Origin of the sequence: Pedobacter ginsengisoli (genome assembly GCF_030244015.1) — a bacterium.
GTDB lineage: Bacteria > Bacteroidota > Bacteroidia > Sphingobacteriales > Sphingobacteriaceae > Pedobacter > Pedobacter ginsengisoli.
On sequence record NZ_JASSYX010000001.1, the window covers coordinates 565,607 to 584,884 of the forward strand.

25 protein-coding genes are annotated in these 19,278 nt (G+C 38.9%); 10 read left to right on the top strand and 15 right to left on the bottom strand.

Annotation, left to right across the window (positions count from 1 at the left end):
• Positions 1-69: 69 nt before the first annotated feature.
• Positions 70-1,128: a hypothetical protein gene (locus QEP08_RS02500; RefSeq protein ID WP_285055335.1), complete on the bottom strand. Its 1,059-nt coding sequence runs from the start codon at positions 1,126-1,128 to the stop codon at positions 70-72.
• 923 nt (positions 1,129-2,051) lie between these two features.
• On the opposite strand from QEP08_RS02500, the gene QEP08_RS02505 reads away from it, so the two are divergent.
• Genes QEP08_RS02505 through QEP08_RS02515 form a run of 3 tightly spaced genes read left to right on the top strand, consistent with a single transcriptional unit; the run spans position 2,052 to position 3,356 of the window.
• Positions 2,052-2,579 carry a hypothetical protein gene (locus QEP08_RS02505; protein WP_285055337.1) on the top strand — a complete coding sequence of 176 codons (528 nt, stop codon included), beginning with the start codon at positions 2,052-2,054 and terminating at the stop codon, positions 2,577-2,579.
• 25 nt (positions 2,580-2,604) lie between these two features.
• Positions 2,605-3,042, top strand: coding sequence for a hypothetical protein (locus QEP08_RS02510; RefSeq protein WP_285055340.1), 438 nt, complete (start codon positions 2,605-2,607; stop codon positions 3,040-3,042).
• Between the two features lie 32 nt (positions 3,043-3,074).
• Positions 3,075-3,356 (top strand): hypothetical protein, encoded by a 282-nt coding sequence (locus QEP08_RS02515; protein WP_285055342.1) that lies wholly within the window; start codon positions 3,075-3,077, stop codon positions 3,354-3,356.
• 135 nt (positions 3,357-3,491) lie between these two features.
• On the opposite strand, the gene QEP08_RS02520 is transcribed toward QEP08_RS02515, so the two are convergent.
• Together QEP08_RS02520 and QEP08_RS02525 are read right to left on the bottom strand one after the other, a co-directional pair.
• Entirely contained in the window at positions 3,492-4,043 is a 552-nt protein-coding gene (locus QEP08_RS02520) for a hypothetical protein (protein WP_285055345.1), read from the bottom strand.
• A 100-nt stretch (positions 4,044-4,143) separates the two neighbouring features.
• A complete protein-coding gene (locus QEP08_RS02525) occupies positions 4,144-5,205 on the bottom strand; it encodes a hypothetical protein (protein ID WP_285055347.1) in 1,062 nt (353 codons plus the stop codon).
• A 321-nt stretch (positions 5,206-5,526) separates the two neighbouring features.
• Here QEP08_RS02525 and QEP08_RS02530 point away from each other — a divergent pair, with 321 nt between their 5' ends.
• From QEP08_RS02530 to QEP08_RS02540, 3 genes are all read left to right on the top strand, one after another.
• The gene (locus QEP08_RS02530) at positions 5,527-6,366 is read left to right on the top strand and encodes a hypothetical protein (protein WP_285055352.1); all 840 of its coding nucleotides are present in this window, start codon (positions 5,527-5,529) and stop codon (positions 6,364-6,366) included.
• 62 nt (positions 6,367-6,428) lie between these two features.
• The gene (locus QEP08_RS02535) at positions 6,429-6,755 is read left to right on the top strand and encodes a hypothetical protein (protein ID WP_285055355.1); all 327 of its coding nucleotides are present in this window, start codon (positions 6,429-6,431) and stop codon (positions 6,753-6,755) included.
• A 177-nt stretch (positions 6,756-6,932) separates the two neighbouring features.
• Positions 6,933-7,697 carry a hypothetical protein gene (locus QEP08_RS02540; protein WP_285055358.1) on the top strand — a complete coding sequence of 255 codons (765 nt, stop codon included), beginning with the start codon at positions 6,933-6,935 and terminating at the stop codon, positions 7,695-7,697.
• Positions 7,698-7,775: 78 nt separating this feature from the next.
• Here QEP08_RS02540 and QEP08_RS02545 read toward each other — a convergent pair whose 3' ends face one another.
• From QEP08_RS02545 to QEP08_RS02590, 10 genes are all read right to left on the bottom strand, one after another.
• Positions 7,776-8,450, bottom strand: coding sequence for a hypothetical protein (locus tag QEP08_RS02545; RefSeq protein WP_285055360.1), 675 nt, complete (start codon positions 8,448-8,450; stop codon positions 7,776-7,778).
• A 94-nt stretch (positions 8,451-8,544) separates the two neighbouring features.
• Complete coding sequence (locus tag QEP08_RS02550) at positions 8,545-8,907, bottom strand: helix-turn-helix domain-containing protein (RefSeq protein ID WP_285055363.1); 363 nt, start codon at positions 8,905-8,907, stop codon at positions 8,545-8,547.
• A gap of 133 nt (positions 8,908-9,040) precedes the next feature.
• Entirely contained in the window at positions 9,041-9,643 is a 603-nt protein-coding gene (locus QEP08_RS02555) for a hypothetical protein (protein ID WP_285055364.1), read from the bottom strand.
• On the bottom strand, positions 9,643-9,897 hold the full coding sequence (locus tag QEP08_RS02560; RefSeq protein WP_285055368.1) for a hypothetical protein: 255 nt from the start codon (positions 9,895-9,897) through the stop codon (positions 9,643-9,645). The genes QEP08_RS02555 and QEP08_RS02560 overlap by 1 nt, the downstream gene beginning before the upstream one ends.
• Positions 9,898-10,215: 318 nt before the next feature.
• Complete coding sequence (locus QEP08_RS02565; protein ID WP_285055372.1) at positions 10,216-10,932, bottom strand: DUF2625 domain-containing protein; 717 nt, start codon at positions 10,930-10,932, stop codon at positions 10,216-10,218.
• Positions 10,933-11,225: 293 nt separating this feature from the next.
• A complete protein-coding gene (locus tag QEP08_RS02570; RefSeq protein WP_285055375.1) occupies positions 11,226-11,600 on the bottom strand; it encodes a hypothetical protein in 375 nt (124 codons plus the stop codon).
• A gap of 152 nt (positions 11,601-11,752) precedes the next feature.
• Positions 11,753-12,283 carry a hypothetical protein gene (locus QEP08_RS02575; RefSeq protein WP_285055378.1) on the bottom strand — a complete coding sequence of 177 codons (531 nt, stop codon included), beginning with the start codon at positions 12,281-12,283 and terminating at the stop codon, positions 11,753-11,755.
• 414 nt (positions 12,284-12,697) lie between these two features.
• On the bottom strand, positions 12,698-13,558 hold the full coding sequence (locus QEP08_RS02580) for a hypothetical protein (RefSeq protein WP_285055381.1): 861 nt from the start codon (positions 13,556-13,558) through the stop codon (positions 12,698-12,700).
• Positions 13,559-13,663: 105 nt separating this feature from the next.
• Positions 13,664-13,951 carry a hypothetical protein gene (locus tag QEP08_RS02585; RefSeq protein ID WP_285055384.1) on the bottom strand — a complete coding sequence of 96 codons (288 nt, stop codon included), beginning with the start codon at positions 13,949-13,951 and terminating at the stop codon, positions 13,664-13,666.
• Positions 13,952-14,115: 164 nt separating this feature from the next.
• Positions 14,116-15,204, bottom strand: a complete 1,089-nt coding sequence (locus tag QEP08_RS02590; protein WP_285055386.1) for a DUF695 domain-containing protein — start codon at positions 15,202-15,204, stop codon at positions 14,116-14,118.
• Positions 15,205-15,394: 190 nt separating this feature from the next.
• Between QEP08_RS02590 and QEP08_RS02595 the strand changes: the two genes are divergently transcribed.
• The 3 genes from QEP08_RS02595 to QEP08_RS02605 all read left to right on the top strand — a co-directional run bounded on the left by QEP08_RS02595 (position 15,395) and on the right by QEP08_RS02605 (position 17,266).
• A complete protein-coding gene (locus tag QEP08_RS02595) occupies positions 15,395-16,306 on the top strand; it encodes a hypothetical protein (RefSeq protein ID WP_285055388.1) in 912 nt (303 codons plus the stop codon).
• A 316-nt stretch (positions 16,307-16,622) separates the two neighbouring features.
• Positions 16,623-16,991, top strand: coding sequence for an STM3941 family protein (locus tag QEP08_RS02600; RefSeq protein ID WP_285056900.1), 369 nt, complete (start codon positions 16,623-16,625; stop codon positions 16,989-16,991).
• Between the two features lie 101 nt (positions 16,992-17,092).
• Positions 17,093-17,266, top strand: coding sequence for a hypothetical protein (locus QEP08_RS02605; protein WP_285055391.1), 174 nt, complete (start codon positions 17,093-17,095; stop codon positions 17,264-17,266).
• Positions 17,267-17,775: 509 nt separating this feature from the next.
• Here QEP08_RS02605 and QEP08_RS02610 read toward each other — a convergent pair.
• Complete coding sequence (locus QEP08_RS02610) at positions 17,776-18,033, bottom strand: hypothetical protein (protein ID WP_285055394.1); 258 nt, start codon at positions 18,031-18,033, stop codon at positions 17,776-17,778.
• 144 nt (positions 18,034-18,177) lie between these two features.
• Between QEP08_RS02610 and QEP08_RS02615 the strand changes: the two genes are divergently transcribed.
• On the top strand, positions 18,178-18,561 hold the full coding sequence (locus QEP08_RS02615; protein ID WP_285055396.1) for a GreA/GreB family elongation factor: 384 nt from the start codon (positions 18,178-18,180) through the stop codon (positions 18,559-18,561).
• Between the two features lie 108 nt (positions 18,562-18,669).
• Here the strand turns inward: QEP08_RS02615 and QEP08_RS02620 are convergent, their stop codons facing one another.
• Positions 18,670-19,191 carry a TlpA family protein disulfide reductase gene (locus QEP08_RS02620; RefSeq protein WP_285055399.1) on the bottom strand — a complete coding sequence of 174 codons (522 nt, stop codon included), beginning with the start codon at positions 19,189-19,191 and terminating at the stop codon, positions 18,670-18,672.
• Positions 19,192-19,278 lie beyond the last annotated feature (87 nt).

Sequence of the window (19,278 nt, forward strand, 5' to 3'; positions counted from 1 at the left end):
ACTAGTAACTGAAATTAAGTTTAGCACGGCGCTCATATGAAAAGAAAGTTTGAATATAAGGAAATTGTTTTATTCGGGTAAATCTTTATTATCACTAAATTGCTTAAGGGCCTTATTGAGATCCTCCGGCGTTTTTATATTGAGACTATCTTTGTATTTGTGGAATAGTTCTTTTTTCATAACCATATCGTCGCTGTTTTTGAGAAATTCGGAGATAGATTTAAGAATGCCTGGTAAACCTTCAGTTTTTAAAGATCTCCCCTCCTTGTCCTCATATCCCCCTCCCGCTACAAGTAGTATTAAGCCCATTAATATTGTAGTTTTCTTAATCCCCGATTTAAAATCCAATTTGCCGGGGCTATTCAGGTTAACTTCAACTTCGAGACTTTCCGTGTTAACTTCCACATTTGCGTAATTAGCATACTCATCTAATAATTGAAGTAGGTCGTAACCAAGTCCAAAGAGATCTTTAGCAGGTATTCCTGTTTCTTTGCGTACATCAAGAATTATATGCGACATACCCTGCATCACATATAGATCATTTAATGATCTTTCAATTATCTGAGCATACTTTCCAACATTACTTAGCGTCTGATGAGTGACAAATAGTTTGTAAAGATTTGGATCCAAACTATTTCTAGATATGTGAGTTCTCCATTTAACTTTTTTCTTAAGCTCATAATCACACTTAATTTTGCTAAATTCCTCATCGTTGAAGAGTGCTAGATTATTTTCAACTACTTCACCAATGCTAATCATCTCAGAATTAGAGGACGGTATAATTACAATGTCCCCCTTTGTTATATCATATAGGAACTTATGAATTTGATTAGACTTTAAGCTAACCTGCCTACTGTTATCTTCAATGAAGGCATCGTCGGCCATCATTTCATTGGCAACAGAGTCTTTTATAGACTCTAAAATTTGTAGCTTGTCACCTCCAGCCTTTTTCTCGAATTGCTTAATTTGTATTCTGCTGATTCTGCTGGGTTTGATTGCAATAAAATTATTATCTCTAAAATCTTCGTAATAATTACCGGACTGGGTTCTGATTAACCAATACTTTTTTTCAGAATCAATATGTGGTAAATCATTTATTAGTTTGTCAAGTTGTTGATCAATAGTCATTAATTTCGAAATAACGTTAAAAGGCTAAGTTAAAATATTAAAATTAAAATGTGATGCTTTTTTACTTTGATGATTTGTTAGACATTTTTTGTAATGTCGGCCAAATTGTCCTTATATCATGGTAGGCGTTTTCTATTTTGCTCAAAGTCCAATCATTTTTAACAAGAGCATAAATGGTTCGCTGTGAAAATACATCAAGACATAAGCAATTCCAGACAATTATTTTTAACCTAAATAGCATATAAAACAGGAAAAATAGTTGTGCTAAAAGTTTAGTCACTACCCATTTCTTGTATACATTTACACCAAACAAAATGATATGTAACAGCTAATATTATATTTTTGCCAAATAATCCAAGAAATTGGAGCATTTAGCACTTAAGAATCTCGCCTTAGAAACCTGAGAACTTCAATTGGAAACGAGAGGATAAGTGAAAAGTGCCCACGCGTAAAAAGCGTGGGCCTTGCTTATTCGTTTCCAGGCCTCTCAGGGCCTCTAAGGCGGTAAGTGGGGTTCCGCGCTTTTTGCGTTTATAGGTTTTCTGATAATACAATTACAAGAGATCAGATTTCTGACTAAAAGTTAAGCTTAAACGTCAGGCCGGGAAAATATCAAAGCCACCCCTCCCCAGATTCCATATAATATCAGCTTAACAGCTAATAATGGAAATACAGATTAACATTCTTTTCTCACTCATTCTTTGTCCGCCCGACTAGGGTGCCGACTCTTAAAAGCTCACGGAGATCGCATGACTACTGCAGTATGACTGCTGTAGTCTCTCGCGCACTTCCTGCAGCACTGCTGCGGTAGTCCTGCGGTTAAATGTACCTGCTAACCGCAGAAACCTCGCAGAAACTAAGCGGAAAGCGCGTTGCAGTCGCAGAAAAAACCAATCAAACTAACAACTCATAAAAAAACAACAATGAACAAAACGACATCATTCATCGCAATGACAGTGCTGTGCCTAAACTTCTGCTACGGGCAGGAAAAGCAGGACTGCTCCAGGCAAACAAAACCATCAAAAAACTCATTACAGGTAAAGCCAAACAACAGCTCTGTAAATCAACCCTACAAATTCGATTTATCCGGCTTTAAGTCCGGTTACCAGCCCGGCTATATCGTCACCGATGATGCATTTATGAAAGGCAAAACCATCGTCGTGCGCAATTACACCATTACCCAGCTGTTTGCACTCGCGCTGAGATTGCGCGTGGTCAAGGATGCTTCTGATAAACAAACCAGCGGCAATGACCAGATCATCGTCGAGGTGCGCCAGCCGGAAAAGCTCAAATCACTTCACTGCTATAAGCTGGTAGTGCCATTTTACCTCACAGACAATTTCTACGTCATTATGCACCAAAGTCTGAACGAGGAATTCCCCCGGTATGTAGTAAAAATGGAAAGAAGGGGCGGGGAAGATGTGATGGTCATCAGGGATAAGGAATATTGAACCGGAAAGGAAAAGGAAACATTTTATGAAAAGAGCCACATATCCTACATCGCATATTTTAATCAGGGCCAATAACAGCGATGACATTGAGCTGGTACACTTTGCCATCAAGGAAGTCACTATCGATTGGCTGATCATGGTGCAGCGGCGTTTTATGATGACCCGCTCAATGGCCAGCGACAATGACCTTTACGCTGATGCCTTTTGGGATCCGGCTATAGATTATTACCGTAATCCTAAAGACCGGGATTTGGTTGCCGAGGTGCTGGAGTACGGGGAAGACTGGGCCTACATTGTCCTGGAGGCTGGTGAGCTGGAATCTTTTGTGCCTGTTGATCCGCTGGAGGCGCATCAGCTGCTCATTACTGCTAATGGCCTGGCTTTATTTAAGGCCTATGACAAGTATACCGGAGCGGAGTACTGGACGGATGATATTCGGCTGGATGGGTTGCTGCGGTTGTAAGGAAAGACCTTTTATTTTACTAACTTCATAACATGAAAATCAATTATCGCATCTCTGATTTTATATTTATTGGCATCCTGGGACTTCTTATAGCTAGCGCCATTGTCCAGTCGGTTATCTTTGGTTATCTGGTCACAATCAACAACTACTTGGGATTTGCCGGATGGGTGACAGCACTGGTTCTGATGTTTACTCGCTTTCGCTACCGGAGATATGGAGTGGCAGTTTTATTAGTCAAATATGAAAAAGAGTTAACTGTTTTTGAGAAGGTAAATAAGGTAGGAGAAATCAATATAGTGTACGAAAGTCACTAACAGCACTATCGCTACATTTCCGGTAGCCCTGATAAGGAATGGACTTCCTTCCACCTTCCTGGCTGGTATAGAATCGATAACGGACTTTAAAATCAGCTGGATGTCCGCGTCTTTTTTCGTAAGGTTGATGCATAGCTACTCCGACCTCTTTAAATATTTACTAAAAACATTGATATAGCGGTCGTCAAAGGTGACTACAGTTATGTGTTTCCACTTAAACTCCGTCGTACTGGGTCGGAGTATACCTTCAGCATTAAAGTACCTGATTCGAACATATTTTTCCTTGACCTTAGTAATCGGCCCGATATCAAAAGTACTTTCTTTAGGATGCTCATTTTCAATAATCACATTAAAACCAAGTTCTTGGATGCTGATAAAGATTGTCGACCAACTTGTCAAATCAACATTGTGCGTATAGTTAATTTTATCCCAAACCTTCTCCGACCGCATGATCTTGTCGTAGCATATATCATTTTGATTGTATCGAATCTCTATAATGGTATTTAAAGGAATGATTTTAAATCCTTTTAAAAGGAAGTCGTCACTTTCCTGCAGGACTAAAAACTCTTTCGTGTAGTCAACAATATATCCCCCGAGGCTATTGGCAAATTTGCCATCAACTTCCCGAAGTATTTTGCAATACCTTTTTAGCTTACAGTGTTTTTTGATTTTCGAGAGCAAATTCATAGCCGAATTTAATTAATTATTTTAGATTGAGAATTTAACAGCTGTAAAATGAGCGATGCAAGTAATGTATTAAAGCCGAGTTTTTTCATATATCACTGTTTTACATTTTGTCTGAACCTTTGGCACCAAATACATAACCCCTGGCTTTTAAAACGCCATCCTTCTTAATAGAAAACAAATCTTCGCTATAAACCCCCGTCAGGGGGTATGCTTTGTCTCTGGTAATCTTGAAGTATGGTTTTGGGTATTTTTCCGCTATGACTGATTTGTATTCGTTGCCGATGTCAAATGACAGGTTTTCTTTAAACTTCAGCTTCTGTGCTTTGAAAAGCTTTGGCTGATTAGTGTCAAATCGGTAGGGGTCACCCGGGCGCGCCCATCTGCCGTCAGCTGTAGGGTAGATATCAAAATACTGGTACTTTTCATGAATCAACTGGCCGCAGTGTTCGCTCACAAATAACATTACATATTTATAATTTAAAAATGGTGGTTCTCCGTAGTGATCGAAGGCCATAAAGGTTATGGTATCTTTGGAATAATCCCCATAAATATTTTCAAGAATCTTGTATTTCGCTTGATACCTGGAATCCTTGCTGATCCAAGAATGCCCGTTTTCCGGACAATAGTTTGGAGGAGCGTATTTTGCGCCGATCTTTTCCGCAATGAAAACATATAGTGTCGGATTTTTATCATCACACCTGACCATAGGTTCGCAAGGCAGTGGTTCTAAGTTAATGCTGATATTTTGCTGTTTGATCAGGTCTTTGACTGCGTGTCTTTGGGTGATGAAAAGATGAGATGTGAAAATTAGACTATCAGTTGGTTGAGCAAGAATTTCAAATTCACCAGCTTGATTGGGCGAGACTACAAAGCGCTTGTCTTTAGAGAGTTCTTCCCAAAGCGATACATTAACGGAGTCCTCCTGATTTTGTGCTGAGGTCCTTTTTCCAGGTTTCCTTTTGTTTAAAGCTGCATGCAATTTTGCGGCGCCTCTTTCAAGAGTGTCATTTAAAATGACCATGATTCTGTCATTGCCGGCGTTAACGTTTTTGATCGTGTCTCTGACCAATCCCTTGACTAGTATTGTTTGTGCATACGAGGAATTCCCCAACGTGAGCACAATGAGCAGGAATATAGATAGGAAGAGCGTTTTTGCATTCATGATCGTTTGGGAGTCAAACTCTAAGCTACGAGAAATTCTTGTTTTCTTACAAAATCCTCTGCTCTGTTAAAGGCCAACTGGATTCCTGGTGAGCAGGAGTTCGAAAGTGTGGAAAGCTATTTCGAAGATTTACTTTTTTTCTTAAAAAAGCGGGCTAACCTGCTGGAGCACTGGATGAGGGTACAGCTGTAGGTAGCTTAAGGTCATTCAAAATCTGAATAACTAAATTACGAATTTTTACTAAATTCGTAATTACGGCTTCTATGTGTTTAAGTAGCATTAAAAGAAACTAATAAAAATAATAAATCAACGCAATCATTAATGGATACACTTGTTTCTGTAGACCAGGCTATTGCCAGAGGGAAATATTTAATAAACTGCCCCGTACTTTTTCTTTTTTTCGGATCTATGGGTCTGGGTATTTATTTACTCGTAACCGATAAGTATTCAGCGTTGGAAGTCACAATTGCAACTATTGTCATTGGGACTGGTTTGGGTTGGTTATATTGGAGTATCGCGATCACCAAATGGCGGATTTGGGCATTTCAAAATGTGCGTAATGTTCATGAGCTGAAAAAGCGTGCAATTCAGGAAAAGCTGATTTGGCCTGATGGAAGCGTGTTTGTAAAAACTGAGATCAGAACCCGGGTGGATAAAGAGCGATTGAATGATTTGGAAAGTAAATTTAAACTGGAAGATGAGTTTCATGATGATCTATCTGTACCGGCCGAAACTATAATTTTTTATGCAAGGGTCAAGAATTTCTTTCAAATGATTATGATGCTGGCTGGGGTTGCAGGAGGAGTTTATTTTCTGAAGGAAGGTGATTATTATATTGGTGTGATCCTTTCTGCAGGTGCTGCCTTTTTAGCTTACAATGAATTTAAGGAAGCTACGAATGCCACACCTCAGATCATATTAAACGATGAGGGAATACAGACCATCTCGACTCCGTTTTATAAATGGGAGCAGATTCGTAACGAAGAGGCGGTGACTGAGGAATATAGCAAGAGAAGTAGAGATTATCTAATTTACGATCATCCTGAGGGGTCAGAACATTTGCTGTTAGATGAATACAAAATTGATAAAAGATCATTGAATAAGCTGCTTATTCTTTATCGTGGACGGAGTAGAGCGTCAAGTAGTTCTCGAGATCGTTAAAGTTCATGAATGAATCAACTAAGAAGAACTTGTCTTAAAATAACAGCGATGATATTGAGCCGGTGCACTTTGCCATCAAAGAAGTCACTATCGATTGGCTGATCATGGTCCAGCAGCGTTTAATGATGATGCGCTCGCTGGCCAGCGACAATGACTTTTACGCTGACGCCTTCTGGGATCCGGCTATAGATTATTATCGTAATCCTGAAGACCGGGATTTGGTTGCCGAGGTGCTGAAGCATGGAGATGACTGGGCTTACATTGTTCTGGAACCTGGTGAGCTGGAATCTTTTGTACCCGTTGATCCGCTGGAGGCACATCAGTTGCTCATTACTGCTAATGGCCTGGCTTTATTTAAGGCCTATGGGAGCGGAGTACTGGACAGATGACATTCAGTTGGATGGGTTGCTGCGGTTGTAATTGATGTTGTTAAATTATTATTTATTTCATAGCTGGCAGACATGACGCTTATTAGGTAGTAATTGTTAAATTCGCACCAACAATTATTATATAAAATGAGTTTCAAAATTACGCTCTCCAAATGTTTAATTCTACTGGTCTTATTGTTGACTGCCTGTAGCAAGGACAATCCGGTTGATGAAACAGAAGTGCCTGAACAATCAGGGCCCTTCGCAAACAAACTAAAAACCGAAAAGCAATACGGAACGGTTCCTACGGTAACGGAATATGTATACAATAGTGACAAAACACTTCACATGACTACAACTATCCTTGATGGCGGTTTATCCTCTCAGTTTCGCTATACCTATGCTGGTGGGATACTGGTGTCTGTCGCGCTGTTTAGTGAAGATATTTTTACTCGTGAATATTTGGCGCAATACCTTTATACCTTGAAAAATGAAAATGGCCTGCTTGTGGAAGTAGTCGAGGATCATCCCGACCAAACCCTGAGTTTCCCGGATATCAGGACCCGTTATTATTACGATGATCGAAAATTCTTAAAAAGCAGTACTGAGGAGCGTATGAATAATTCTAATGAGTTTGTGTTGCGTAGCAAAACGGACTATGTTACTGATGATAAGGGGAATATTTTAAGAGAGGAATTCAGTTCTCTTCTTTTCGGATCTTCTACGACTGTCTATAAATATGGCGACAAAATCAACGTGTATTATAAGCATTTCCATAACCCACAATCGCTGGCATATTTTTCTCCGAATAATATAACTGAAGTCCAGCAGATAGCTCCAACAGAAGGACAAGTTTTTAAGTCTAGTGTGGAATACAACCAACTCGGTCAACCGGTAAAAGCCTTCGAAATATTGGCCGGTGGTGAGAAGCGACTGAGCACGGAATGGGAGTATTATAAGTAAAATGCCGATTTTTAAGGCCTTTCGTACTCTGTAGCGTCTGGGCGAGAATGAAAATAATAACTTGGTTTGTATAGCGCCTTATTTGGCTTTTACGGTCAATAAATACGTTTTTACAATAATTGTATCTCTATCTCCAATTCTATTGATGACATCGGCATTGAATTCGTTAATGACCAGGCCGCCTCTGCGGTTTAAACCGCTAACCGGACCATTGATCCAGGAGGATGTAACATATGCAAACATGGGGATTTTGTATTCACTGTAACCATTGCCATACGCAATTCTGATATCCTTGCTGATTTCTATGTTACCTTCAGTTTTGATGGACTGATATTTGGCAACATGATGGTACAACTGGTTCTGAAGAACTGGCAATGGTGAAATGGATTCAATGGCAGAGGTCAGGGTAAGCATTTCGCCATTTCTGGAAATTACATAAGGAGAATGCCTGTTAAAGAAGTCAACGCTATCTTTGGCTATGAAAGTCATAAAGGTTTCACCTGCATTCTGCAGCTCCTGTTCTAATTTAAAATGACGGCTATAAGTCCACATGAGCTCCTGGTTTTTTTTCGGATCGTTTAGCAAGCCGCCTTTAACATAGACTTTAGTGTCTGAAACTACGGTTGCTTTTTCAGCGTATAATGTAATTGGAAAATTGGTAGTATTCTCGTCCTTTTTCCCGTCTTTTTTACATCCGGATAGGGCTACTATAAATAAGAAGTAAAGTGTGCTGTACTTGGCAAATGTCTTCATGGTAGCGTTTAATTGGGTATTGCGTAGACGAATATAACATTTACTCAGGAAATAATATTGTACCCTTCTTTGTGCTTTCAAGAAGAGCTTACCTTCAAATCGCTTTTGGTAAAAATACTTCTGGTGGAATTCCTAAGAATACTCTTAATGCTCTTGCCATTTTTAATGTTACTTCTCTCTTGCCTGATAAAATAAGGGATACATGGCCTTTAGACCCGATTATCGGCTCTAAGTCCTTTGCCTTTAAGCCTCTTTCTTCCATTTTGAGTTTAATCACCTCAATCGGATCTAATTCAGGAATTATAATATGTTTGTCTTCATAATCCTTAACAAGCAGTAATAATAACTCCAGTTCTTCAAATTCTGATGTACCTGAATCTGCATGAAAAATTTGAATAGTCCTGTTGAGCGCTATTCTGTATTCTTCCTCAGTTTTTAACACTTTGTAATGATTCATACTTAGCATAGTATAATTGTTTTGGGCAACTTATACTAAGCTGAGCAATTAATGGTAATGGGAATAATTTTTTCGTAACAATACCTTTGCGGCTATCCCTTCCCGGACAATGTTGCTCATAAGCTTTAAACTCTCAAGAGTCTACAACAAGAACGAGCACTAGTTTCTTGCCTGAGGTTTCATAGACTTGTATCTCTGCAAGAACCAGGTCTGCGATATCATGGCCCCAGATTCCGTATTTACCATTGGTCTCGTTGCGATTGTACATCTCAGTTCGTTTTTCTGTCGGGATAGTTTTTACAGTTGACGTAGCTTCCTCTTCGTCATAAATTTTATAATATTCCTTGCTGATTTCTTTGAGCAGAAACTCCCTTGTAAAGCCAGTTTCAGAGTTGAGTTCAAACTTATATTCATTTCTCAATGGATAATCTATCAGTACAGTGACCGCTTTTTGGCTGATTAATGTCTCTTGTGCGTCTTTAAGTTCTGGGATATCATGCTCAGGTTTCTCCAAACTAGCCCAGGGTATAAGACCATCTTTGAAATTGGCAGTGTCGGTTGTCTTGACCTCAAAGGAAATGGTGCCAAGGAATTTACCCAAATAAGCGTAGTCTTTTTCCCCTGATGCTTTCTCTCTTTTTTTGATGACTTCTAGAGGATCGGCTAGTTGTTTATTTGTTTTGGCACTGCAACCAAACAATGCGGAAAGGATCAGTACCGATAGCAGATATTTCATTAAGATTTGGTCTGTGAATATTTTGAAATGGAGAATTTGATTGCCCATGCCAAAATCGCCGCTATAAGCACATCATACAGTAAATTCAGGGGGCGCCAGGCAATTATTAATGCATTTCCATCTGCGGCATCAAACGTTTTCTTAAATAAGTAAATGAATGGAAATCCTGCTTCAACAAATGAAAATTGATTCCATAAAATAGGCAGGGCAGACATCAATAGGAGACACAAGATGAAGGTGATAAAGAATTTCATACAGAGGTTAATTTGTAATACGAATATAATAAACAGATCAGACATTCGGAATAATAGCACCTATGGTGGCAATCCGCAATAATGATGTTAAGACTCAAGATTATCCATCGGACAATTAAAAAAACAGGTAGCATGACCGAGGTTGCTCAAATTTCAGAAACCGTTAGTCCTGTCGAGTTGACAACGTGTCCGACTGGCGTTGATGGCGTTTCAAATCGGGTTACCAACCCGGCTATGTCGTCACCGATGATGCATTTATGAAAGGTAAAACCATCGTCGTACGCAATTACACCGTTATCTAGCTGTTTGCCCTTGCGCCTACAATTGCTTTTTTAAATCTATATTCAGATTATACTGCTCTTCTATCGGAATGGCTTTCCTTGTGCACTTATTAATATCTTGCCCTTCATCTGTCCAAAGAAAAGGGAAAAAATTAAAAACTTCATCACCACCCAGTTTTGATAAGTCTGTTTTCCAATTTTTCCATCTCAGTCCATTGTAGAATTTACCCAGATCACCGTTGAAGCAGAAATCAAGAAATTCAGAATAGCTGCGGTCCAACGGTTCATAATTAAGATTATCTGGTGAAAAATAATATACCTTCCCAAAATCAGACCCTAATCCACCTCCGTTTAAAATAAAAAATCCACCAACAGCATCATCTGCAATCAATAAGTAATCTTTTGATTTGTTCTTGTTCCAACCGGGCAGTGATCTGGATAGCTTTTCATTTCCAGATCCAAGTATCCTGATCCATCCGTTGTCTATGAGCAACCCGCCAGAGTGATAAACTATTGCACCCATTGGAGATCTGGTTGTAACCTGTGTCTGTAACAGTGCTTCTTTAGCTTTCACGGTATCGACACGCAGAACCTCAACCTTGTTCTTCGCTGACTTGACCCAGTCGAGTACAATCGGCCATCCCGAATCTTCAATGTTAACTAATTTATCAAGTGGCTGCATTTTGTTTTGGGCGAATGTATAACTGGCTATTGCCATAAGAACCAATGAAATGAGTGTCACCAGAGATTTCATGAAAAGGTATATTATTGTTGTGCTAATATAATCCTTTGTCCACAATTGCTCAGAGGAAATATTTTCCACCACAACCAAGTTTTTAGAAACGTTTACCGATCGTGATATGATAGCAGTGCAGGTCGTTATGCGTAAATTCAAATGGAAGTATTTTTTGTCGTCCAGTATCCTTAAAACAAGGCTCCCTCTCCTGAAGATATACGAAACAACCACTGGAATGATCAGATACGGTAATAGAAATAAAAGATACTTTAGTTCCATACACTTAATACGGGTTGTCTTGCAAAGTAATCCTACCTTAAAGTCACGACCCAATTTAAACTGTCAAGATCTTCCCTGCTGAGCGTTACCATTTTATATTTCTTCTTCTTTATAAGTGTGTCATTACCTTTGTAAACTTTCAGGTCATCAGAACTGAAAACATATAGCCTGATTTTCCCTCCCTGAGTTTCTTTTATAATATTTTTCCAGCCGTTTGGGCCACTTTGAGCAACTTCCAGTGTATCATCGAGCGCTAGTGGACTATTTAAGAAGGCCTGCCCATCGAAGTTGTTGTCTTTAGAGAGCAGTTCAGTCTTTCTGCCAATAATGTACACGTCAGCCTGCGTACGATTTACAATATAAAGGAAAGAGTCTCCTGGATCATAGATGCATGATGTCAAAAACATGAAACATAGATGCCGGTATTTCTTTCCGCACGCAGTAAAAACAAACTCTTTATTTGTTAGTATTGGAAATTTGAGATCATCTCGCTTTCTTTGAGTTTTTGGTTTGCCATTGAAGATGCTGGTAATGAGGTTTAAAATTTTCATATTTTTTATTACCACTTCCAGTCAAGCTGCACCTCATGATCAATCTTGTGACGCTCGATCATGGCCAATATTTCTTCATTTAATGCGGCATTCGTTTTTGGGAGAATCAGAGTAGGTCCGGTTGTTAATCTTATCAGATAATGATTTGGAACCTCAATCACTACACTAATTTCTGAGATTTTGACGGTGCTTGAACCAGTTTTCTCAACAGTGCTGATCACATCATCAGAAATTTCAATTTCAAATTTTTCATCAGTCAATTTCTTATACGCGTCTCTGACATGATCAATGTAATGTTTCTTTGCAGCCCACTTAAAGTACATAGAGCCAAACATTGCAGCCAAAACAAACCAAGCTATCCCGAAATAGAATGCAAAATCATAACCATTTCGATATCCATGGAATATGAAGGGGAGCGATGCTAAGGTGATAATGATATAGCCTCTTCTCCTGGCTTTTCTTTTAGTTGGATTTGTGGAGGAGTCGTACAGCTGAAAAGTGAGGTAGTCATTTTCAGTGAGCGTTATCTGATGTTTCATTATGATTTGGTCTGTTGATATTTTGAAATGGAGAATTTGATTGCCCCAGCTATGGCCGCTGCAATAAGCAGGTCGTATAACAGATTCAGAGGTCGTGAACCAATTATTAATGCACTCCCGTCTGCTGAGTCAAAACTTTTTCTAAACAGGTAGGGGAATGGAAAGCCGGCTTCAACAAATGAAAATTGATTCCACAAAAAGGGAAGTAAGGACATCACCAGGAAACACAGAATGAAGCTGAAAAAGAATTTCATACAGAGGTTAATTGTTATACTGCTAATATAGTTCTTTATGCACAATTGCCGGGAATAATACTAAATTCATCGATGAATACTTTAAAATCCTTCATGCTTTATGATGGACTGCGTATAAACTCTGGTGGTGCACATCGACTGAATGGCCATCACATGACACTTAAATATAATCTTCCCATCTCACCGGCCAGCCATCTGGCCAGCATCTGTAAACTTCGTAATAAGCTCGAAGATCATCAGGGGGTTCTGACCGAAGCACCTCGTTAAAAGCCGCCTCGAAATCAAAATTTTCGTGCTCTTCTTCCGCTGCGTTATTCAACGATGCAAGTACCTGTTTTTCCGGATCATATTCAGAATGGTCTATTGTTCTTGACCGGTTATCTTCATCGATTTCCTTATTAAGACGTTTCACAAAAAATAGATATTCGCAGCGGTAAACAAAATCCAGACCGGCACGCTGCATTTCCCGGAATGCGAGAACGTAAAATGGGTAGGTGTTAACATTGGAGTTGTTGAAATACGGTCCCCAGAGTTTGGCTTTGTAGAAGTAGTCTTCTTCATCCGCAAATTTCCTTTTAAGCGTTTGCTTTAGGGCAAATTTTACAATTCCTTCTTTACAATTATTTCCCCGGGGCAGTTTTAAATAGTTTTGTTCGTCGACTTTGATGTGAAAGTCTACGTCATTGATGATGCTTGCAAAACTCTTCAACAATAATGACGTCATTTCCATTTCGACATTTAGCCCGGGCCAGAATTCATAGGTGCTCAGAAACTCTTGATAGGATTGAAGAGGCACGTAAGGAGGAACTATTTTTTGATTTCTTTTGGCGTCCAGGTAGCGCATTGCCCTTACTCTCCGACAAATTAGATAGTCGCGATCAGGGCCCTTCCTGTTGCAGTAAAAATACTCGCTCACTGCAAATCCGAAGGGAGCAATTTGTGAGGTTACCTCTGGAATAGCATCCATTATGCCGTTAATAGCGGTATGGATTTTTTTCCAGGGAAAGCGTTTGATAATCATACCTACTAAGTTACACAAATCTGGATTGCTGGATATAATCGCAGATCAATTTTTAATTGCGCTGTCAGATTTTTTCAGCATACATACCTGGCAAGTTTAGTAAGTTCAATAAGGTCTTCTTTTTGACGATACGTGGCTCGATCTCAACATAAAGGCTTCACCTGCATTCTGCAGCTCCTGTTCTAATTTAAAATGACGGCTATAAGTCCACATGAGCTCCTGGTTTTTTTCCGGATCGTTTAGCAAGCCGCCTTTGACATAGACTTTAGTGTCTGAAACTACGGTTGCTTTTTCAGCAAAGAGTGTAATTGGAAAATTGATTTTGTCCTCTTCCTTTTTCCCGTCTTTTTTACATCCGGATAGGGCTGCTATAAAGTGTGCTATACTTGGCAAATGTCTTCATATAAGCGTTTAATTAAGCGTTACGTAGACGAATATAACATTTACTCAGGAAATACATATTTACAATTATACTCCTAACGGTCGTCTCGCCACTTCGCTACCGGAGAGAAGGACTGGCAATTTTACTGATACTAGGTACATTTGGGATTTTTAGTTTACGCAAAGTGCGCTAAAGATTGCCAGTATTTGTCTTTATAAATTTCATAGGCAATATCGAAGCTATACTTATACTTTTGCTTGATCTGGTCAGCAATTTTTGAACAGTTTCTGAATTCCTTGCAGGCAATATATATGTCCCGTACGTCTTCCGAAGTTTCCCTGCCGAGATAAAGGTATCCTTTGTGATCTTTTAGTGCCAACAGCAGTTCGTCTTCTATAGAATTGAGGGCTTGAAAGGTACTGGTATCTGGTAGCCCATCGTTTTTAGAACCGTCAAAAAAAACTTCCATTTTCAACATCCAGGGATGTGATGCTTTATTCTCCCATTTCAGAAGTTCCATGTCTATCGCTGCAATAATAGGCTTACCATTCTTCTTATGACCTTCCATTAAAGAAAATTCATCTTCCTGAATTTTAATGAGGACGCTGTCATATTTTTCTACAAACTCCTTTTCTCTCCAGTTGAGGAATGCTTTTAGTTTTTCGAGAGGTATGAGCTCTTGTCTTGCTTCTGATTTCTGAATGATCCGGAGGTTGTCGATGCTTGTGGCAAATTTGAGGTCACCAAGATAGGTGTCAAGAAAGATATAGATGCCGTTGGCAATCGAATCCCGGTTTTCATTGTTAAGATCATCATGAGTGACAACGATTTCTATCTCGTCTGGATGATCTGCTCGCTCTTCTGCGTAAAAATTTAATGTATCTGTACTAAAGCGGTAATCTCCCATCTTTATGCTTGTAGCAGAGTCTTTTGTTTCAGGCTTATGTGCAGTAAATTTCCAGCCCGGAATGTCGGGAGCGGAGGCGACGAGCTCTTCTACAAAGACAAAATTTTTGATAGTGCCGTCAGCGGTGAATATTAGCTCAGCTGTGTTTTCATCTAACATACCTGTGAGATAAAAATAACCTTCCCTAAGCTCAGATAGTTTTGGGCTTAATCTGCTAAAGAATTCTTGTTCTATATTGTCATGTCTTTTTACAACATTGTGGAACTGTTTAGCATTTTTGCCAAACCATTTCCAGAATTCATCATTTGAACCTATGGCGGCTTCTTTCGTGCCGAAAATCTTGTTTAGGAATCCCATTATCTGCGTTAGTTTCAAGCAAAATAGTCAAAACCTGGATTTTTTCATCATTGTGAGAATGAAAATAATAACCTGATTGCCTATGCCAGTACCGCTGCTATAAGGTACGCTAAAGGAAACTCTGTGGAGATAGAGTTCTCAGTTCATTAAATTGTTTTATCTTACTTTTCAATAAAAACTTATACAAAACATGAAAAATTTCTTATTAACGCTATTTATCTCCTTTACAACGGTTGCCTTTGGGCAAACAGCTGCTCACAAACAAGTACCCGGAACTAAATGCAGTTTAGTTCCCCCTGCTGGTTTTGTCCCCGCCACAAGTTTTAACGGCTTTCAGCATAATGAATCAGGCTCTTCTATTATGATCACTCAGATGGCAGGGCCATATAGCAAGATTGTAGCGGGGTTTGTGCCGGAAAACCTGGCCAAACAGGGAATGACGATGGCAAAAAAAGAAGTAGTAGACTTCAATGGGAATAAGGCGTTATCGATTAAATTAAGCCAAAAAGCTAACGGTATGGATTATCTAAAAGAGATGCTGGTAATTGGGAATGAATCGACTACTGTTATGGTGATAGGGACCTATCCTGAAACCTCTAAAAATATGGAAGCGACTATCCATAAGGCATTGTTTAGCACGGTTTACGATGAGAAAAAGAATGATGATCCGGTTGCTGCGGCAAATTTTACCATAGACGTTACAGGTTCAGATTTTAAGATAGATAAAACCATGAGTGGAATGGTCATCTATAAAATGGATGATGAAATTCCATCGAAAAAGCCCACATTGTTGGCTGGTCAGTCAATTGGAAAAGTTATCTCTACTGATTTAAAACAGTACGCAATTAATCGCGTAAAGAAGCTTCCAGATTTGCAGCAAGCAGAGATTAAAGCAGCCAACCCGATAACTATTGATGGGTTAAGCGGATATGAAATTGTAGCTTTAAACAAGAACAAAGATGATGTGGCCGAACAAACTTATGTAGCAATGTTATTTAAACCGGATAATGGCTACTTCATCATTGTAGGTAAGGCACAAGCAGACCTGGAAATGAATTTGAATCTTTTCAAAAAAATTGCTTCAACCTTTAAACAGAAATAGGGCAATCTCTTAAATCAGATAACAACATCCATTATAACGCTATGACTAAAGAAGAACAATTTTGGAACTGGTTTCGGACTTTCTACAAAGCGCTATATATTTGTATATTCGGCCATGCTTTCAAAACCAATAGCGATCCCTTTTAGCAAATCTAAACTTTTGTTATGTTTATCGCTTCATTAATTTTAATGGCTGTCGGTATTTCCTTTTTCCTATATGTAATAATCAATCCTGACAGCCCTTTTGCTCGGTATCATTTTGGCATTATCAACGGAAGTATCTTAACATTGATTTTTGGACAAACTGCTTTTTATCTATACAAACAATGCTGAATGAAAAGCCTGGACTTATTATAAACAGTGAAGGGATCGTTGATAACACTAATATCATGAGCCTCGGCCTCATTCCCTGGGGTGATGTTCTGGCGATTAACGAAATGATTGTACAAGGCCGTGTTTTTATCAATGTTACTGTTGCAAATCCTGCAGAGTATTTTGACCGGCAGAAGAACCCTTTTAAACGTGTACTGATGAAGATGAACTATAAAGCTTATAAGTACGTAATTGACGTGAGAGCTAATCACTTGAAATGCGGTCATCAGGAATTATTCAGTTTACTTCAAGCATCATTTCAGGAGTTTAAAGCACTGAAATATGTTGCTCTGGGAAGTTCGGATGATGAATAACCAAGTCATCGAATTTACATCAATGCCATAACAAATTATAGAATGAAAGGACTTCAGATATATTTCCATGGTCTGGTGGATAAATTTCAATTCATCCTCAGATGAGCACGCTCAAAAGCATTTTATCGAAAAAGTCAGACAACCAGTTGATGTTCTACGTCAACAACCCGGATAAACACAAAATCAGTACCCCTTATAGTTTCATTCTGAATACTATGGGAACTGTGCTGCTATATCACCTGTTCTGGAGGCGTGAGGTTCCTGCACATTATTGACAAAACAGATACAATCACCTAATATCTTTAATGAATGACAGTAAATTTTCTGATTAAAATTGTATCTGATTGGATTATCTTGGCGATATGAAATTTTTAGCTCTTGCGTTTTTTATACTATTTTTTGGTGCCACAATCCCTTTAAATGCGCACAGTGTTTACAGACATAATTAACTCAATTTTTTATATTGGACGATTAAACTAGCGCACATACTTTTCAAAAGTTCTAAGAAGGTAGTTCCAGAAATTCCAAAATCTGAATTGATTGTGCTTATTAATTCTATATTTTAGCACTAATGTTAGAAGATACTTCTTTTGGATTGCAATTGATACGAGGCTTTCTCGAAGCCGTCGGTTATTTAGTCAGGAATATATATTACCTATTTTTTGCCGGTTCGTATAAAGAAGCTGATAAAGAATATCAGAAGAAAAGAAGGAAGGCGATTTTCGGATATGTGTTCAGTCCGAATCAATTGACCGGTCTGATAACTATTGCTGTAATCTTGTTACTAGTTCTTTTTTTGAATTCGAATTGAAAGCATGTAATTATCATGTATGGAGATTTCGAGCTGATCCACTTCATTCACCACCATTTGCCCATTCAAACATCTATCCGTATATTTGTGACCTGTGAAAACATACACAAACCATATAACCCCAACTGCCTTTACTATTTCCATATCGGAAATGGCAGTTGCCGTTGTATCGTTTTTCTCAAGATCTTCTATTGCTTTTTTTGGCAAAGTATTCGATAAATCATCTTTCAAGGATTTTAACAATCTTGCCTCAAGCCTTTAATTAATTTTGGTTTGAGGCTTCAACCCATTTAATTTCTTGTAATGAGCGGAGCCATTCTCGATGATGGCTAGACAATGCACGTTACCATATATAAATTTTTTAAAATCTACGTCATGAATCAGAATGAAAAAAATCCTGTATTAATTACCCAGGAAGATTATAACCTATTAAAGCCTTACTTTACCGGGCAAAATGTCAATTCCAATGAAATGTCTTTGTCTGCTGAACTGAGCAGGGCCATTATAGTTAAAGATGAGGCTTTTCCGCCTCATGCAATCAGGCTCAATTCCAGGGTTTGGATTGCCGAAGAAAACACAGGTGAAACGATGGAATTGTCGATCGTATTGCCGAAATATGCAGACATTAAGCAAAAAAAAGTATCTGTTCTTACACCTATTGCTGCAGCACTGATCGGTTTTAGGAAAGGGGACAGCGTGAAATGGCAGGTTCCTGCAGGAATGAAGGTGTTTAAGATCGTTGAGGTGTTGGCGCCATGATGTATATCGCTTATATATTATGACGATAAAATAAATATTGCATCAAATGGAAGCAAACGTATCCCGGGCACAGATCTTTTAAATGGTGATCGGTCAAAAACATCACCCTTATTTTGACAGCGCCTTCATTCGCAGATCAATAAAATCCACCATTTCTTTAAATTCCTTTTCAGAAAAGCCGATGGACTGGTAAATGATATTCCCTTGTTCATCGGCGATCACATTGCGGGGGATTGACTGAGTTGCAAATTTTTTAAATATCTCCCGGTTCATGTCGGGTATCATCGGAAAGCTGAAGCCTTTTTTCTGCTTAAAGGGGTCCAGGATCTCCCAGCCTTCTTCACGGCCAAAGACAAAAAAAGCAAACTTTTGATGATCCTTATACTTCTCCCAAATTTGCTTTTGCACGAGCGGAAGTTCCATATTGCATGGACCGCACCAAGTGGCAAAGAAGTTGATGAGTATCAGTTTACCTTTATAGTCGCCGATTTTTACGGTCTTGCCTTTTTCCAGATCAAAAGAAAAATCGGGCAGTTTGTCCCCGACTTTGGTCAGGGTAGTAGAGTCTGTTTGTGCCAGCAAAACTATTGGCAGTAAACTCATAATGAGCGTTAATCTGAGGAGTTTCATACCTAAAGTTAATTAACAATAACTACATAACAAAACAATTCTGCTGTAGCGTTTTCGCACTCTGTTGCGTCTAGCCGAGTATTAATT

Bases quoted from the DNA above. Each gene is read 5' to 3' on its own strand.
- QEP08_RS02500 (WP_285055335.1), bottom strand. From the start codon at position 1,128: ATGACTATTGATCAACAACTTGACAAACTAATAAATGATTTACCACAT.
- QEP08_RS02505 (WP_285055337.1), top strand. From the start codon at position 2,052: ATGAACAAAACGACATCATTCATCGCAATGACAGTGCTGTGCCTAAAC.
- QEP08_RS02510 (WP_285055340.1), top strand. From the start codon at position 2,605: ATGAAAAGAGCCACATATCCTACATCGCATATTTTAATCAGGGCCAAT.
- QEP08_RS02515 (WP_285055342.1), top strand. From the start codon at position 3,075: ATGAAAATCAATTATCGCATCTCTGATTTTATATTTATTGGCATCCTG.
- QEP08_RS02520 (WP_285055345.1), bottom strand. From the start codon at position 4,043: ATGAATTTGCTCTCGAAAATCAAAAAACACTGTAAGCTAAAAAGGTAT.
- QEP08_RS02525 (WP_285055347.1), bottom strand. From the start codon at position 5,205: ATGAATGCAAAAACGCTCTTCCTATCTATATTCCTGCTCATTGTGCTC.
- QEP08_RS02530 (WP_285055352.1), top strand. From the start codon at position 5,527: ATGGATACACTTGTTTCTGTAGACCAGGCTATTGCCAGAGGGAAATAT.
- QEP08_RS02545 (WP_285055360.1), bottom strand. From the start codon at position 8,450: ATGAAGACATTTGCCAAGTACAGCACACTTTACTTCTTATTTATAGTA.
- QEP08_RS02550 (WP_285055363.1), bottom strand. From the start codon at position 8,907: ATGAATCATTACAAAGTGTTAAAAACTGAGGAAGAATACAGAATAGCG.
- QEP08_RS02555 (WP_285055364.1), bottom strand. From the start codon at position 9,643: ATGAAATATCTGCTATCGGTACTGATCCTTTCCGCATTGTTTGGTTGC.
- QEP08_RS02560 (WP_285055368.1), bottom strand. From the start codon at position 9,897: ATGAAATTCTTTATCACCTTCATCTTGTGTCTCCTATTGATGTCTGCC.
- QEP08_RS02565 (WP_285055372.1), bottom strand. From the start codon at position 10,932: ATGAAATCTCTGGTGACACTCATTTCATTGGTTCTTATGGCAATAGCC.
- QEP08_RS02570 (WP_285055375.1), bottom strand. From the start codon at position 11,600: ATGTTTTTGACATCATGCATCTATGATCCAGGAGACTCTTTCCTTTAT.
- QEP08_RS02575 (WP_285055378.1), bottom strand. From the start codon at position 12,283: ATGAAACATCAGATAACGCTCACTGAAAATGACTACCTCACTTTTCAG.
- QEP08_RS02580 (WP_285055381.1), bottom strand. From the start codon at position 13,558: ATGATTATCAAACGCTTTCCCTGGAAAAAAATCCATACCGCTATTAAC.
- QEP08_RS02590 (WP_285055386.1), bottom strand. From the start codon at position 15,204: ATGGGATTCCTAAACAAGATTTTCGGCACGAAAGAAGCCGCCATAGGT.
- QEP08_RS02595 (WP_285055388.1), top strand. From the start codon at position 15,395: ATGAAAAATTTCTTATTAACGCTATTTATCTCCTTTACAACGGTTGCC.
- QEP08_RS02605 (WP_285055391.1), top strand. From the start codon at position 17,093: ATGAGCACGCTCAAAAGCATTTTATCGAAAAAGTCAGACAACCAGTTG.
- QEP08_RS02615 (WP_285055396.1), top strand. From the start codon at position 18,178: ATGAATCAGAATGAAAAAAATCCTGTATTAATTACCCAGGAAGATTAT.
- QEP08_RS02620 (WP_285055399.1), bottom strand. From the start codon at position 19,191: ATGAAACTCCTCAGATTAACGCTCATTATGAGTTTACTGCCAATAGTT.